This is a genomic window from Rhizobium sp. R339 (assembly GCF_002211395.1).
Classification (GTDB): Bacteria; Pseudomonadota; Alphaproteobacteria; order Rhizobiales; family Rhizobiaceae; genus Rhizobium.
The window spans coordinates 403,146-415,207 of the sequence record NZ_LOKV01000024.1; the positions used below are offsets into that span (position 1 = coordinate 403,146).

Below are 12,062 nucleotides of genomic sequence, written 5' to 3' on the forward strand. Positions count from 1 at the left end.
ATCTTTGAAACCGGTGGTCCGCCTTAGGAAGAAAGAACAACCCGTGTCTTGTCCAGAGACATGTGGGAAACAAACACAAGGATAACGTCGAATGAACGGCCAAAATATCCGCATTCGCCTGAAGGCGTTCGATCACCGGATTCTCGATGCTTCTACGCGCGAGATCGTGTCGACGGCGAAGCGCACCGGTGCAAGCGTCCGGGGCCCCGTTCCGCTTCCGACCCGCATCGAGAAGTTTACGGTCAACCGGTCCCCGCACATCGACAAGAAGAGCCGCGAACAGTTCGAGATGCGCACGCATAAGCGCCTTCTCGACATCGTAGACCCGACCCCGCAGACGGTGGACGCGCTGATGAAGCTCGATCTCGCCGCCGGTGTCGATGTGGAGATCAAGCTCTGAGCTTGCTCGAGCTGAGTTGGAAGGATTGAACCGATGCGTTCAGGTGTGATTGCACAGAAGGTGGGAATGACCCGCGTCTACAACGACGCCGGCGAGCATGTCCCGGTAACGGTACTGCGTATGGACGGCTGCCAGGTCGTTGCTACGCGCACTGTCGAAAAGAATGGCTATACCGCAGTTCAGCTCGGTGCAGGCCAGGCGAAGGTGAAGAACACGTCGAAGGCGATGCGCGGCAACTTTGCTGTCGCCAACGTTGAGCCGAAGGCCAAGCTCGCAGAATTCCGCGTCTCGGAAGACAATCTGCTCGAGATCGGCACCGAGATCAAGGCAGGTCACTTTGCCGCCGGTCAGCTCGTCGACGTGACGGGCACGACGATCGGTAAGGGTTTTGCCGGCGCCATGAAGCGCCACGGTTTTGGCGGTCTGCGCGCCACGCACGGTGTGTCGGTTTCGCACCGCTCGCACGGTTCGACCGGCTCGCGCCAGGACCCGGGCAAGGTTTTCAAGAACAAGAAGATGGCTGGTCACATGGGCCAGACGCGTGTCACGACGCAGAACCTGGAAGTGGTTTCGACCGACGAAGATCGTGGTCTGATCCTGATCAAGGGTGCTGTTCCCGGTTCCAAGGGTGCCTGGATCATCGTGCGCGACGCCGTCAAGTCGGCCGCGAAGTAAGGGAGCCAGATCAATGGAATTGAACGTCAAGACCCTCGAGGGAAAAGACGCCGGGAAGGTTTCCCTTTCGGACGAAATTTTCGGCCTCGAGCCCCGCGAAGACATTCTCGCCCGCGTCATCCGCTGGCAGCTTGCCAAGAAGCAGCAGGGCACGCACAAGGCAAAGGGCCGCGCTGAAGTTTCGCGCACCGGCGCCAAGATGTACAAGCAGAAGGGTACGGGCCGCGCCCGTCACCATTCGGCTCGCGCTCCGCAGTTCCGCGGCGGCGGCAAGGCTCACGGCCCGGTCGTCCGCAGCCACGAGCACGACCTTCCGAAGAAGGTTCGCGCGCTTGGCCTTCGCCACGCCCTTTCGGCCAAGCTCAAGGCTGATGACGTCATCGTCATCGACAACCTTGTTGCTGCCGAAGCCAAGACCAAGGCTCTCGCGTCTGCTTTCGAGACGCTCGGCCTGACCAACGCCCTCTTCATCGGCGGCGCAGAGCTTGACGGCAACTTCAAGCTCGCAGCTCAGAACATCCCGAATATCGATGTTCTGCCGATCCAGGGCATCAACGTTTACGACATCGTGCGCCGCGGCAAGCTCGTGCTTTCCAAGGCTGCGGTTGAAGCGCTAGAGGAGCGATTCAAGTGACCGATCTCCGCCACTATGATGTGATCGTCTCCCCGGCGATCACCGAAAAGTCCACGCTGGTATCCGAGAACAACCAGGTTGTTTTCAATGTCGCCAAGCAGGCGACGAAGCCGGAAATCAAGGCTGCGGTCGAGGCGCTGTTCGGCGTCAAGGTCACGGCCGTCAACACTCTGCTGCGCAAGGGCAAGACCAAGCGGTTCCGCGGTTTCGTCGGCAAGCAGAAGGACGTGAAGAAGGCTGTCGTGACGCTGGCTGAAGGCCAGACGATCGACGTCTCCACCGGTCTCTGAGGAATAAGAAAATGGCATTGAAAACATTCAATCCGACGACCCCGAGCCAGCGTCAGCTGGTCATCGTGGACCGCTCCTCGCTCTACAAGGGCAAGCCGGTCAAGGCGCTGACGGAAGGTCTGAGCAAGAGCGGCGGTCGTAACAACCTCGGCCGCATCACTGCCCGCTTCATCGGCGGCGGTCATAAGCGCAGCTACCGTCTGGTCGACTTCAAGCGTCGCAAGTTCGATGTCGAAGGCACGGTTGAGCGTATCGAATACGACCCGAACCGCACGGCTTTCATCGCGCTCGTCAGCTACGCCGATGGCGAGCAGGCCTACATCATCGCTCCGCAGCGTTTGGCTGCCGGCGACAAGGTCATCGCTTCGGAAAAGGCTGTCGACGTCAAGCCTGGCAACACCATGCCGCTGCAGTACATCCCGGTAGGCTCCATCATCCACAACGTGGAAATGAAGCCGGGCAAGGGCGGTCAGATCGCCCGCTCCGCCGGTTCCTACGCGCAGCTCGTCGGCCGTGACCAGGGCATGGCGATCCTTCGCCTGAACTCCGGTGAACAGCGCCTCGTCAGCGGCGTCTGCCTCGCTTCGATCGGCGCGGTCTCCAACCCTGACCACGCCAACATCAACGACGGCAAGGCCGGTCGTACCGTTTGGCGCGGCAAGCGTCCGCATAACCGCGGTGTCGTCATGAACCCGGTCGACCATCCGCACGGCGGTGGTGAAGGCCGCACCTCCGGTGGTCGCCATCCGGTGACTCCGTGGGGCAAGCCGACCAAGGGCAAGCGCACCCGGTCGAACAAGTCGACCGACAAGATGATCATGCGCTCGCGTCATCAGCGTAAGAAGTAAGAGAGGAAGTCTCCAATGGCTCGTTCAGTATGGAAAGGTCCGTTCGTTGACGGCTATCTTCTCAAGAAGGCTGAGAAGGTTCGTGAAGGCGGACGTGCAGAAGTGATCAAGATCTGGAGCCGTCGCTCCACGATCCTGCCGCAGTTCGTCGGTCTTACCTTCGGCGTCTACAACGGCAGCAAGCACATCCCGGTCAGCGTCAATGAAGACATGGTCGGCCACAAATTCGGTGAATTCTCTCCGACCCGCACCTACTACGGTCACGGCGCGGACAAGAAGGCGAAGAGGAAGTAACAATGGGCAAGGCAAAAGCCGAACGCCGGCTGAAGGACAACGAGGCGCAAGCAGTCGCCCGCACGCTCCGCGTCAGCCCCCAGAAGCTCAACCTGGTTGCTGCGGCCATCCGCGGCAAGAAGGTCGAGCGCGCACTCGCTGAGCTGGAGTTCTCCCGCAAGCGCATCGCGGGCGCCGTCAAGAAGACGCTCGAATCCGCGATCGCCAACGCCGAGAACAACCACGATCTCGACGTCGACGCTCTTGTCGTCGCCGAGGCCTATGTCGGCAAGTCGATCGTCATGAAGCGTTTTCACGCTCGTGGCCGCGGTCGCGCGTCGCGCATCGAAAAGCCCTTCGCGCACCTGACGATCGTCGTTCGTGAAGTGCAGGCAGCAGAGGAGGCCGCATAATGGGTCAGAAAATCAATCCGATCGGTTTCCGTCTCGGCATCAACCGTACCTGGGATAGCCGCTGGTTCGCGGACAATGCCGAGTATGGCCAGCTGCTGCACGAAGACCTGAAGATGCGCAAGTTCGTCATGAGCGAACTGAAGCAGGCAGGCATCTCCAAGGTGGTCATCGAGCGTCCGCACAAGAAGTGCCGCGTCACGATCCACTCGGCTCGTCCGGGCCTGATCATCGGCCGCAAGGGCGCCGACATCGACAAGCTCCGCAAGAAGCTGTCCGATATGACCAACTCGGAAACGCACCTCAACATCGTCGAAGTGCGCAAGCCCGAAGTCGACGCGACGCTGGTCGCTCAGTCGATCGCCCAGCAGCTCGAGCGCCGCGTGGCTTTCCGCCGCGCCATGAAGCGCGCCGTTCAGTCCGCGATGCGTCTTGGCGCCGAAGGCATCAAGATCACCTGCGCCGGCCGTCTCGGCGGCGCGGAAATCGCTCGTACGGAATGGTATCGCGAAGGCCGCGTTCCGCTGCACACCCTGCGTGCTGACATCGACTACGGTACGGCTGAAGCCGAAACCGCATTCGGTATCTGCGGCATCAAGGTCTGGATCTTCAAGGGCGAAATCCTTGAGCACGATCCGATGGCTTCCGAACGTCGCGCGCTGGAAGGCGACGCACAGGGTCCGGCAAGCCGCGAACGCGACCGTGGCGATCGTCGCCGCGAACGCGACAACGCGTAATTAGCGCTGGCGAAAGATAAGCTCGGAGAAGTAAGAAAATGTTGCAGCCAAAGCGTACTAAGTACCGCAAGCAGTTCAAGGGCCGCATCAAGGGCGTAGCCAAGGGCGGTTCCGACCTTGCCTTCGGCGAATTCGGCCTGAAGGCTCAGGAGCCGAACCGCGTTAACGCACGTGAAATCGAAGCGGCACGCCGCGCGATCACGCGTTACATGAAGCGCGCCGGCCGTGTTTGGATCCGCGTGTTCCCGGACGTTCCGGTAACCGCAAAGCCGACCGAAGTCCGCATGGGTAAAGGTAAGGGCTCCGTTGAGTACTGGGCATGCAAGGTCAAGCCCGGTCGTATGATGTTCGAGATCGACGGTGTCAGCGAAGAGATCGCCCGCGAGGCGCTTCGCCTCGGCTCTGCCAAGCTCTCGGTCAAGACGCGCTTCGTTCAGCGCATTGCAGAGTAAGGATTGAGCTCATGAAAGCCTCAGATGTTCGCGCGTTGACCGCCGACCAACTCAAGGACGAGCTTGCCAAGCTGAAGAAGGAGCAGTTCAACCTGCGCTTCCAGAAGGCGACCGGCCAGCTCGAAAAGTCCTCGCGCATCAACGAAGTCCGCAAGGACATCGCCCGCGTGAAAACCATTGCCCGCCAGAAGGCGGCAGAAGTTAAGGCCTAAAGGAAGAAAAACATGCCGAAGCGCATCCTGCAGGGCGTCGTCGTTGGCGACAAGAACGAGAAGACGGTAGTGGTTCGCGTCGAGCGTCGTTTCGCTCACCCGCTGCTCCAGAAGACCGTTCGTCGTTCCAAGAAGTACAAGGCCCACGACGAAAACAACCAGTACAAGATCGGCGATACCGTATCCATCGAGGAATGCGCGCCGATCTCTAAGGACAAGCGCTGGACGGTGATCGCCGCCCAGGGCAAGTAAACAGAATTTTGCGCGAGGCCTTGCGTCTCGCCGAAATATCTGTATGAAGCAGCGTCAGAACGCTCGAATGCCGGGCGTTCTTTTGCTTTGAGCGCACGGAAGGTCCCGTTCGGGAAACCACCCTGGCACGATCGACCCCGCGCTATTCAGCTATTGCCGCGTTCTGCTTGCCGTCATGGCAGGCTGGCCGGCGGACATTTTCATAAGCCGGAGTAGGGGGCTAGCCCAACCATTCCGGTAAACCAAGAAGGCGACCTGATATGATTCAGATGCAAACAAACCTCGACGTCGCGGATAATTCCGGCGCACGTCGTGTCATGTGCATCAAGGTGCTGGGCGGCTCGAAGCGCAAGTATGCCTCGATCGGCGACGTCATCGTCGTTTCGATCAAGGAAGCGATCCCGCGCGGCCGCGTGAAGAAGGGTGACGTGATGAAGGCGGTTGTCGTTCGCACCGCCAAGGACATCCGTCGTCCGGATGGCTCCGTCATCCGCTTCGACACCAACGCAGCAGTCCTCATCGACAACAAGAAAGAGCCGATCGGCACCCGTATCTTCGGACCGGTTCCGCGCGAACTTCGCGCCAAGAACCACATGAAGATCATCTCGCTGGCTCCCGAAGTACTGTAAGGAGCGAAGCGATGCAGAAGATTCGTAAAGGCGACAAGGTCGTCATGCTCGCTGGCAAGGACAAGGGCCGCACCGGCGAAGTTGTTCAGGTCATGCCGAAGGAAGATCGTGCGGTCGTCCGTGGTGTCAACGTCGTGAAGCGCCATCAGCGCCAGACGCAGAACCAGGAAGCCGGCATCATCAACAAGGAAGCCCCGGTTCACCTGTCGAACATTGCAATCGTCGACAAGGACGGAAAGCCGACCCGCGTCGGTTTTAAGGTCGTTGACGGCAAGAAGGTCCGTGTGGCCAAGCGTTCTGGAGAAGTGATCGATGGCTGAGGCAAAATACGAGCCGCGGCTCAAGAAGGAATATGTCGAGCGCATCCGCAAGGCGATGCAGGAGCAGTTCTCCTACGCCAACGAGATGATGATCCCGAAGCTCGACAAGATCGTGATCAACATGGGTGTCGGCGAAGCGACCGCTGACTCGAAGAAGCCGACGGTAGCTGCCGCCGACCTCGCAGCGATCGCCGGCCAGAAGCCGGTCATCACCCGTGCACGCAACTCTATCGCAGGCTTCAAGGTCCGCGAACAGATGCCGATCGGCGCCAAGGTCACCCTGCGCGGCGCCCGCATGTACGAGTTCCTGGACCGTCTCGTGAACATCGCGCTCCCGCGCGTTCGCGACTTCCGCGGCCTGAACGCGAAGAGCTTTGACGGCCGTGGCAACTTCGCCATGGGCATCAAGGAGCACATTGTGTTCCCTGAAATCAACTACGACAAGGTTGATCAGATGTGGGGCATGGACATCATCGTTTGCACGACGGCGACGACCGACGACGAAGCACGGGCTCTTCTGAAAGAGTTCAGCTTCCCGTTCCGTCAATAACCGTAACGACGAGCGTAGAAAAGGAACCTGACATGGCGAAGACAAGCGCAGTTGAAAAGAACAAGCGCCGCCGTACTACGGTCGCCAACCAGGCCGCTAAGCGGGCTGCGTTGAAGGCGATCATCATGAACCAGGCTCTTCCGATCGAAGAGCGGTTCAAGGCCTCGATCAAGCTGGCATCCCTGCCGCGCGATGGATCGAAGACCCGCATTCGCAACCGTTGCGAAGTTTCGGGGCGTCCGCGCGCATACTACCGCAAACTGCGCATGTCGCGTATTGCGCTGCGTGAACTGGGCAATCTCGGCAAGGTGCCGGGCATCGTCAAGTCGAGCTGGTAAGGAGCAGGTTAGATGACAATGACTGATCCGTTGGGCGATATGCTCACCCGTATCCGTAACGGCGCTTCCCGCCGCAAGTCGTCGGTCTCGACGCCTGCGTCCAAGCTCCGTGCACGTGTTCTCGATGTCCTGCAGTCCGAAGGCTACATCCGTGGCTATTCCGTTGTCGATTTCGGCAACGGCAAGTCGGAACTCAGCATCGAGCTGAAATATTATGAAGGCGCATCGGTGATCCGTGAGATCGGCCGTGTGTCCAAGCCGGGCCGCCGGGTTTATGTCTCGGTCAAGTCCATTCCGCAGGTCGCGAACGGTCTCGGCATCACCATCCTTTCGACCCCGAAGGGCGTGATGGCCGATCACCAGGCTCGCGAACAGAACGTTGGTGGCGAGGTTCTTTGCTCGGTCTTCTAAGATCGGGCAGGGATCTCCATAGCGAACAGACAGGATTGAAACATGTCTCGTATCGGTAAAAAGCCCGTTCAGGTGCCTGCTGGGATCACGGCTACGGTCGATGGCCAGAAGGTTACTGCAAAGGGCCCGAAGGGCGAGCTGTTTTTCGTTGCTAACGACGAAATCAGCCTCAAGCTCGAAAACAACGCGGTCGTCGTGACGCCCGTAAACCAGACCAAGGACGCACGTTCGAAGTGGGGCATGTCCCGCACGATGATCGAAGGCATCTTCAAGGGCGTCAAGGACGGCTTCGAGCGTAAGCTCGAAATCAACGGCGTCGGTTACCGCGCCTCCCTGCAGGGCAAGAACCTGCAGCTGGCCCTCGGCTTCAGCCACGACGTGATCTATGAGCCGCCTGTCGGCATCACGATCGCCGTTCCGAAGCCGACTGAAATTGTTGTCTCCGGCATCAATAAGCAGCAGGTCGGTCAGGTCGCCGCCGAAATCCGCGAATATCGCGGTCCTGAGCCTTACAAGGGCAAGGGCGTCAAGTACGCTGACGAGCGGATCGTCCGCAAAGAAGGCAAGAAGAAGTAAGGATCACGCGAAATGGCTAGCAGGAAAGAAGCACTTGCACGTCGTGCCAACCGCGTGCGCCGTCATCTCAAGTCGGTGGCCAACGGCCGTCCGCGCCTGTCGGTTCATCGCTCCTCGAAGAACATCTACGCTCAGGTTATCGACGATGTTGCCGGCAAGACGCTTGCCGCTGCATCGACCCTCGATAAGGACCTGCGCGGTTCTCTGAAGACCGGTGCTGACACCGCAGCAGCTGCCCTCGTCGGCAAGCTCGTTGCAGAGCGCGCTTCGAAGGCGGGCGTGACCGAGGTCGTGTTCGACCGTGGCGCCTTCATCTATCACGGCCGCATCAAGGCTCTTGCCGATGCAGCCCGCGAAGGCGGTCTCACCTTCTGATCAGTTTCCGGCCGGATGCTTTTGGCGCCGGCCGGATTTTCGCCGGACCGCAGGCACTCTCCGAGAGGGGAGGCTGATGCGGTCCTCATTTGTTTGCCGATTGCACCCGGAAAAGAAAAAGGAAGAGGACAATGGCACAGGAAAGAAGGCCGCAGCGGGAAGACCGCCAGAGCCGTGAAGAGCGCGATAGCGAATTCGTCGACAAGCTTGTCGCGATCAACCGCGTCGCCAAGGTCGTCAAGGGCGGCCGTCGTTTTGGTTTCGCAGCACTTGTCGTCGTCGGCGACCAGAAGGGCCGCGTCGGCTTCGGCCATGGCAAGGCGCGCGAAGTGCCGGAAGCCATCCGCAAGGCAACCGAAGCCGCCAAGCGCGAACTGATCTTCGTACCGCTGCGTGACGGCCGGACGCTGCATCACGACGTTCATGGCCGCCACGGCGCCGGCAAGGTTCTGCTGCGCTCGGCCAAGGTCGGTACCGGCATCATCGCCGGCGGTCCGATGCGTGCCGTTTTCGAAACGCTCGGCATGCACGACGTCGTCGCCAAGTCGACCGGTTCGTCGAACCCCTACAACATGGTTCGCGCCACCTTCGACGCTCTGAAGCACCAGGTTCACCCGAAGGACATCGCAGCTCAGCGCGGCATCAAGTATGCAACGCTCCAGGCTCGCCGTGCCGCCTCCGGCAACGCCTCTGAAGAATAAGAGGAGCTGACCAATGGCCAAGGCTACCAAGAAGGCTGAAGCGAAGACTGTCACGATCGAACAGATCGGCAGCCCGATTCGCCGTCCGGACGTCCAGCAGCGCACGCTGATCGGTCTCGGACTGAACAAGATGCACCGTCGCCGCACGCTGGAGGACACTCCTTCGGTTCGTGGCATGATCCGTGCTGTCCAGCATCTCGTTCGCGTCGTCGACGAGAAGTGAGACGGAGGAAACGCTCATGAAACTCAATGAAATCAAGGACAATGAGGGCTCTACCCACGCCCGTAAGCGCCTCGGCCGCGGTATCGGCTCTGGCTCCGGCAAGACTGCCGGTCGCGGTGTAAAGGGTCAGAAGTCCCGTTCCGGCGTCGCCATCAACGGCTTCGAAGGCGGCCAGATGCCGATCTATCGTCGCCTGCCGAAGCGCGGCTTCAACAACATCTTCGCAGCCGATTACGTCGTCGTATCGCTGGCCCGCATCCAGGCCGCCGTCGATGCCGGCAAGCTGGACGCGAAGGCCACCGTTGATGCAGCTGCCCTCAAGGCTGCCGGCGTCATCCGCCGCGCCAAAGACGGCGTTCGCGTTCTCGCCGATGGCGAGCTCAAGGCCAAGATCACGCTCGAAGTTGCAGGCGCTTCCAAGCCCGCCGTCGAGAAGATCGAAAAGGCCGGCGGCAAGGTGACGCTGCTTTCGGCTCCCGCAGCAGCCGAATAATAATCTGATGATATGTCGCCCGGGGTGCTTCACACCGGGCGATTTTGCTCCCATATGTGGGCCTCACAAAATGTTGGCTGACGCGCCCGCGTCATGCCGGTAAGACTAAAACAAGGGTGAGGCATGGGGTTGCGCTGCAATCCGTACTGAACCCGGTTTTGAATAATTTTCATACTGATTCCGGGCCGGCCTATCCCCAGAGACGCCGGAATTGGTAGCGCGGAGAAACGCATGGCTTCTGCAGCGGAACAATTGGCATCCAACCTCAATTTTTCGACCTTTGCCAAAGCCGAGGATTTGAAGAAGCGCTTGTGGTTCACACTGGCAGCTCTCCTCGTTTACAGGCTCGGTACCCATATTCCGCTTCCGGGTCTCAATCCCGAAGCCTATGCCCAGGCTTTCCGCGGCCAGGCAGGCGGCATCCTCGGCCTTTTCAACATGTTTTCGGGCGGCGCCGTCGAGCGCATGGCGATTTTCGCGCTCGGCATCATGCCCTATATCTCGGCCTCGATCATCGTTCAGCTCATGACCTCGGTCGTGCCGGCGCTCGAAAACCTGAAGAAGGAAGGCGAGCAGGGCCGCAAGATCATCAACCAGTACACCCGCTACGGCACCGTGATTCTGGGCGCGCTGCAGGCTTACGGCATCGCCGCCGGTCTCGAGAGCGGGCAGGGGCTGGTCGTCGATCCCGGCTGGTTCTTCCGCGTATCCACCGTGCTGACGCTGCTCGGCGGCACGATGTTCCTGATGTGGCTCGGTGAACAGGTCACCTCGCGCGGCATCGGCAACGGCATTTCGCTGATCATCTTCGCCGGCATCGCGGCGGGCCTTCCGGGCGCTCTTGCCGGCACCCTCGAACTCGGCCGCACCGGCGCGCTGTCGACCGGCCTCATCCTGCTGGTCATCGTCGTCGCGATCGCCGTCATCGGCATCATCGTCTTCGTCGAGCGCGCCCAGCGCCGGCTGCTGATCCAGTATCCGAAGCGTCAGGTCGGCAACCGCATGTTCCAGGGCGATACCTCGCACCTGCCGCTGAAGCTGAACACCTCGGGCGTCATTCCGGCGATCTTCGCATCCTCGCTGCTGCTTTTGCCGGCGACGGTCGCGGGCTTTGCCAATACCACGGCGATGCCCGCCTGGGCGACATCGATCATTGCGGCGCTCGGCCACGGCCAGCCGCTCTATATGGTGCTCTATGCGGCGCTGATCGCCTTCTTCGCCTTCTTCTATACGGCCATCGTCTTCAATCCGAAGGACACGGCCGACAATTTGAAGAAGCATGGCGGCTTCATTCCCGGTATCCGTCCGGGTGAGCGCACCGCCGAATATATCGACTACGTGCTGACCCGCATCACGGTCATCGGCGCGATCTATCTGGTCTTCGTCTGCATCCTCCCGGAGATTTTGGTGTCGCAAACCGGCATTCCATTATCCCTTGGTGGGACTTCGCTTTTGATCGTGGTTAGCGTAACTCTTGATACGGTTGCACAGATCCAGGGTCACCTGATCGCGCAGCAATACGAAGGCCTGATCAAGAAATCGAAGTTGCGTGGAGGAAAGAGGGGGCGATGAGACTTATCCTTTTGGGGCCGCCGGGCGCGGGTAAGGGAACCCAGGCCCAGCGGATCGTGGAAAAGCACGGCATTCCGCAGCTTTCCACGGGTGATATGCTGCGTGCGGCGGTCAATGCCGGCACGGAAGTCGGCAAGCGCGCCAAGGCGGTGATGGACGCTGGCAAGCTGGTCTCGGATGAGATCGTCATCGCCATCGTCTCGGAGCGAATCGATCAGCCCGATTGCGCCAACGGTTTCATTCTCGATGGCTTTCCGAGGACGCTGGTCCAGGCGGATGCCACCGAGGCGATGCTCAAAGCCAAGGGACTCGGTCTTTCAGTGGTTATCGAGCTTCGCGTCGACGACCAGGAACTCGTCCGTCGCGTGGACGGCCGTTACACCTGCGCTCAGTGCGGCACTGTCTATCATGACACGGACAAGGTTCCGGTCGAGGAAGGCGTATGCGACAAGTGCGGTTCGACTCACTTCAAGCGTCGTCCTGACGACAACGCCGAGACGATGATCAAGCGTCTCGAGGTCTACTACAAGGAAACCTCGCCGCTGATCGGCTATTACTATGCCAAGGGCAAACTTAGGTCCGTCGACGGCATGGCGGAGATCGATCAGGTCACCGCCGAGGTCGAAGCCATTCTTTCCGAGCTTTAAGGCTTTGAAAATAAAACTTGGCGGAACGGTTGCTTTTCAGCAGT

Annotated in this window: 23 protein-coding genes; all 23 read left to right on the plus strand. The window is 60.2% G+C overall.

What is annotated here, in order from left to right:
- The first annotated feature begins 91 nt into the window (after window positions 1–91).
- Window positions 92–400 (plus strand): 30S ribosomal protein S10, encoded by a 309-nt coding sequence (rpsJ, locus tag ATY76_RS24785; protein ID WP_003547547.1) that lies wholly within the window; start codon window positions 92–94, stop codon window positions 398–400.
- A 33-nt stretch (window positions 401–433) separates the two neighbouring features.
- Entirely contained in the window at window positions 434–1,075 is a 642-nt protein-coding gene (rplC, locus tag ATY76_RS24790) for a 50S ribosomal protein L3 (protein WP_016734008.1), read from the plus strand.
- A gap of 13 nt (window positions 1,076–1,088) precedes the next feature.
- Complete coding sequence (gene rplD / locus ATY76_RS24795; protein ID WP_088677321.1) at window positions 1,089–1,709, plus strand: 50S ribosomal protein L4; 621 nt, start codon at window positions 1,089–1,091, stop codon at window positions 1,707–1,709.
- Window positions 1,706–1,999 (plus strand): 50S ribosomal protein L23, encoded by a 294-nt coding sequence (locus ATY76_RS24800; RefSeq protein WP_003547550.1) that lies wholly within the window; start codon window positions 1,706–1,708, stop codon window positions 1,997–1,999. Before rplD ends, ATY76_RS24800 begins: the two co-directional genes overlap by 4 nt.
- A gap of 11 nt (window positions 2,000–2,010) precedes the next feature.
- Entirely contained in the window at window positions 2,011–2,847 is an 837-nt protein-coding gene (gene rplB / locus ATY76_RS24805) for a 50S ribosomal protein L2 (protein WP_088677322.1), read from the plus strand.
- Between the two features lie 15 nt (window positions 2,848–2,862).
- Complete coding sequence (rpsS, locus tag ATY76_RS24810; protein ID WP_003573797.1) at window positions 2,863–3,141, plus strand: 30S ribosomal protein S19; 279 nt, start codon at window positions 2,863–2,865, stop codon at window positions 3,139–3,141.
- Between the two features lie 2 nt (window positions 3,142–3,143).
- Window positions 3,144–3,533, plus strand: coding sequence for a 50S ribosomal protein L22 (rplV, locus tag ATY76_RS24815; RefSeq protein WP_004674922.1), 390 nt, complete (start codon window positions 3,144–3,146; stop codon window positions 3,531–3,533).
- Complete coding sequence (gene rpsC, locus ATY76_RS24820; RefSeq protein WP_003573793.1) at window positions 3,533–4,267, plus strand: 30S ribosomal protein S3; 735 nt, start codon at window positions 3,533–3,535, stop codon at window positions 4,265–4,267. Before rplV ends, rpsC begins: the two co-directional genes overlap by 1 nt.
- Before the next feature lie 38 nt (window positions 4,268–4,305).
- Window positions 4,306–4,719 (plus strand): 50S ribosomal protein L16, encoded by a 414-nt coding sequence (rplP, locus tag ATY76_RS24825; protein ID WP_003573792.1) that lies wholly within the window; start codon window positions 4,306–4,308, stop codon window positions 4,717–4,719.
- Between the two features lie 11 nt (window positions 4,720–4,730).
- Complete coding sequence (gene rpmC, locus ATY76_RS24830) at window positions 4,731–4,931, plus strand: 50S ribosomal protein L29 (protein ID WP_004674925.1); 201 nt, start codon at window positions 4,731–4,733, stop codon at window positions 4,929–4,931.
- A gap of 12 nt (window positions 4,932–4,943) precedes the next feature.
- On the plus strand, window positions 4,944–5,183 hold the full coding sequence (gene rpsQ, locus ATY76_RS24835) for a 30S ribosomal protein S17 (RefSeq protein WP_004674926.1): 240 nt from the start codon (window positions 4,944–4,946) through the stop codon (window positions 5,181–5,183).
- Window positions 5,184–5,443: 260 nt separating this feature from the next.
- Window positions 5,444–5,812, plus strand: a complete 369-nt coding sequence (rplN, locus tag ATY76_RS24840) for a 50S ribosomal protein L14 (RefSeq protein WP_003573790.1) — start codon at window positions 5,444–5,446, stop codon at window positions 5,810–5,812.
- 11 nt (window positions 5,813–5,823) lie between these two features.
- Window positions 5,824–6,132 carry a 50S ribosomal protein L24 gene (rplX, locus tag ATY76_RS24845; protein WP_088677323.1) on the plus strand — a complete coding sequence of 103 codons (309 nt, stop codon included), beginning with the start codon at window positions 5,824–5,826 and terminating at the stop codon, window positions 6,130–6,132.
- A complete protein-coding gene (gene rplE / locus ATY76_RS24850; protein ID WP_088677324.1) occupies window positions 6,125–6,682 on the plus strand; it encodes a 50S ribosomal protein L5 in 558 nt (185 codons plus the stop codon). The genes rplX and rplE overlap by 8 nt, the downstream gene beginning before the upstream one ends.
- Window positions 6,683–6,714: 32 nt before the next feature.
- Window positions 6,715–7,020 (plus strand): 30S ribosomal protein S14, encoded by a 306-nt coding sequence (gene rpsN, locus ATY76_RS24855; RefSeq protein ID WP_003573787.1) that lies wholly within the window; start codon window positions 6,715–6,717, stop codon window positions 7,018–7,020.
- A gap of 12 nt (window positions 7,021–7,032) precedes the next feature.
- Window positions 7,033–7,431 carry a 30S ribosomal protein S8 gene (gene rpsH / locus ATY76_RS24860; protein ID WP_003547562.1) on the plus strand — a complete coding sequence of 133 codons (399 nt, stop codon included), beginning with the start codon at window positions 7,033–7,035 and terminating at the stop codon, window positions 7,429–7,431.
- 42 nt (window positions 7,432–7,473) lie between these two features.
- Entirely contained in the window at window positions 7,474–8,007 is a 534-nt protein-coding gene (rplF, locus tag ATY76_RS24865) for a 50S ribosomal protein L6 (RefSeq protein WP_003578670.1), read from the plus strand.
- Window positions 8,008–8,019: 12 nt separating this feature from the next.
- Entirely contained in the window at window positions 8,020–8,382 is a 363-nt protein-coding gene (gene rplR / locus ATY76_RS24870; protein WP_003573785.1) for a 50S ribosomal protein L18, read from the plus strand.
- A gap of 131 nt (window positions 8,383–8,513) precedes the next feature.
- A complete protein-coding gene (rpsE, locus tag ATY76_RS24875) occupies window positions 8,514–9,083 on the plus strand; it encodes a 30S ribosomal protein S5 (protein WP_088677325.1) in 570 nt (189 codons plus the stop codon).
- A 13-nt stretch (window positions 9,084–9,096) separates the two neighbouring features.
- The gene (gene rpmD, locus ATY76_RS24880) at window positions 9,097–9,306 is read left to right on the plus strand and encodes a 50S ribosomal protein L30 (RefSeq protein WP_003547566.1); all 210 of its coding nucleotides are present in this window, start codon (window positions 9,097–9,099) and stop codon (window positions 9,304–9,306) included.
- 16 nt (window positions 9,307–9,322) lie between these two features.
- Window positions 9,323–9,799: a 50S ribosomal protein L15 gene (gene rplO, locus ATY76_RS24885; RefSeq protein WP_088677326.1), complete on the plus strand. Its 477-nt coding sequence runs from the start codon at window positions 9,323–9,325 to the stop codon at window positions 9,797–9,799.
- Window positions 9,800–10,030: 231 nt separating this feature from the next.
- Window positions 10,031–11,371: a preprotein translocase subunit SecY gene (gene secY / locus ATY76_RS24890; RefSeq protein ID WP_088677327.1), complete on the plus strand. Its 1,341-nt coding sequence runs from the start codon at window positions 10,031–10,033 to the stop codon at window positions 11,369–11,371.
- The gene (locus tag ATY76_RS24895) at window positions 11,368–12,018 is read left to right on the plus strand and encodes an adenylate kinase (RefSeq protein WP_088677328.1); all 651 of its coding nucleotides are present in this window, start codon (window positions 11,368–11,370) and stop codon (window positions 12,016–12,018) included. The genes secY and ATY76_RS24895 overlap by 4 nt, the downstream gene beginning before the upstream one ends.
- Window positions 12,019–12,062: the final 44 nt, after the last annotated feature.

Coding starts and splice junctions, on each gene's coding strand:
- rpsJ (WP_003547547.1), top strand. CDS start 92: ATGAACGGCCAAAATATCCGCATTCGCCTGAAGGCGTTCGATCACCGG.
- rplC (WP_016734008.1), top strand. CDS start 434: ATGCGTTCAGGTGTGATTGCACAGAAGGTGGGAATGACCCGCGTCTAC.
- rplD (WP_088677321.1), top strand. CDS start 1,089: ATGGAATTGAACGTCAAGACCCTCGAGGGAAAAGACGCCGGGAAGGTT.
- rplB (WP_088677322.1), top strand. CDS start 2,011: ATGGCATTGAAAACATTCAATCCGACGACCCCGAGCCAGCGTCAGCTG.
- rpsS (WP_003573797.1), top strand. CDS start 2,863: ATGGCTCGTTCAGTATGGAAAGGTCCGTTCGTTGACGGCTATCTTCTC.
- rplV (WP_004674922.1), top strand. CDS start 3,144: ATGGGCAAGGCAAAAGCCGAACGCCGGCTGAAGGACAACGAGGCGCAA.
- rpsC (WP_003573793.1), top strand. CDS start 3,533: ATGGGTCAGAAAATCAATCCGATCGGTTTCCGTCTCGGCATCAACCGT.
- rplP (WP_003573792.1), top strand. CDS start 4,306: ATGTTGCAGCCAAAGCGTACTAAGTACCGCAAGCAGTTCAAGGGCCGC.
- rpmC (WP_004674925.1), top strand. CDS start 4,731: ATGAAAGCCTCAGATGTTCGCGCGTTGACCGCCGACCAACTCAAGGAC.
- rpsQ (WP_004674926.1), top strand. CDS start 4,944: ATGCCGAAGCGCATCCTGCAGGGCGTCGTCGTTGGCGACAAGAACGAG.
- rplN (WP_003573790.1), top strand. CDS start 5,444: ATGATTCAGATGCAAACAAACCTCGACGTCGCGGATAATTCCGGCGCA.
- rplX (WP_088677323.1), top strand. CDS start 5,824: ATGCAGAAGATTCGTAAAGGCGACAAGGTCGTCATGCTCGCTGGCAAG.
- rplE (WP_088677324.1), top strand. CDS start 6,125: ATGGCTGAGGCAAAATACGAGCCGCGGCTCAAGAAGGAATATGTCGAG.
- rpsN (WP_003573787.1), top strand. CDS start 6,715: ATGGCGAAGACAAGCGCAGTTGAAAAGAACAAGCGCCGCCGTACTACG.
- rpsH (WP_003547562.1), top strand. CDS start 7,033: ATGACAATGACTGATCCGTTGGGCGATATGCTCACCCGTATCCGTAAC.
- rplF (WP_003578670.1), top strand. CDS start 7,474: ATGTCTCGTATCGGTAAAAAGCCCGTTCAGGTGCCTGCTGGGATCACG.
- rplR (WP_003573785.1), top strand. CDS start 8,020: ATGGCTAGCAGGAAAGAAGCACTTGCACGTCGTGCCAACCGCGTGCGC.
- rpsE (WP_088677325.1), top strand. CDS start 8,514: ATGGCACAGGAAAGAAGGCCGCAGCGGGAAGACCGCCAGAGCCGTGAA.
- rpmD (WP_003547566.1), top strand. CDS start 9,097: ATGGCCAAGGCTACCAAGAAGGCTGAAGCGAAGACTGTCACGATCGAA.
- rplO (WP_088677326.1), top strand. CDS start 9,323: ATGAAACTCAATGAAATCAAGGACAATGAGGGCTCTACCCACGCCCGT.
- secY (WP_088677327.1), top strand. CDS start 10,031: ATGGCTTCTGCAGCGGAACAATTGGCATCCAACCTCAATTTTTCGACC.
- ATY76_RS24895 (WP_088677328.1), top strand. CDS start 11,368: ATGAGACTTATCCTTTTGGGGCCGCCGGGCGCGGGTAAGGGAACCCAG.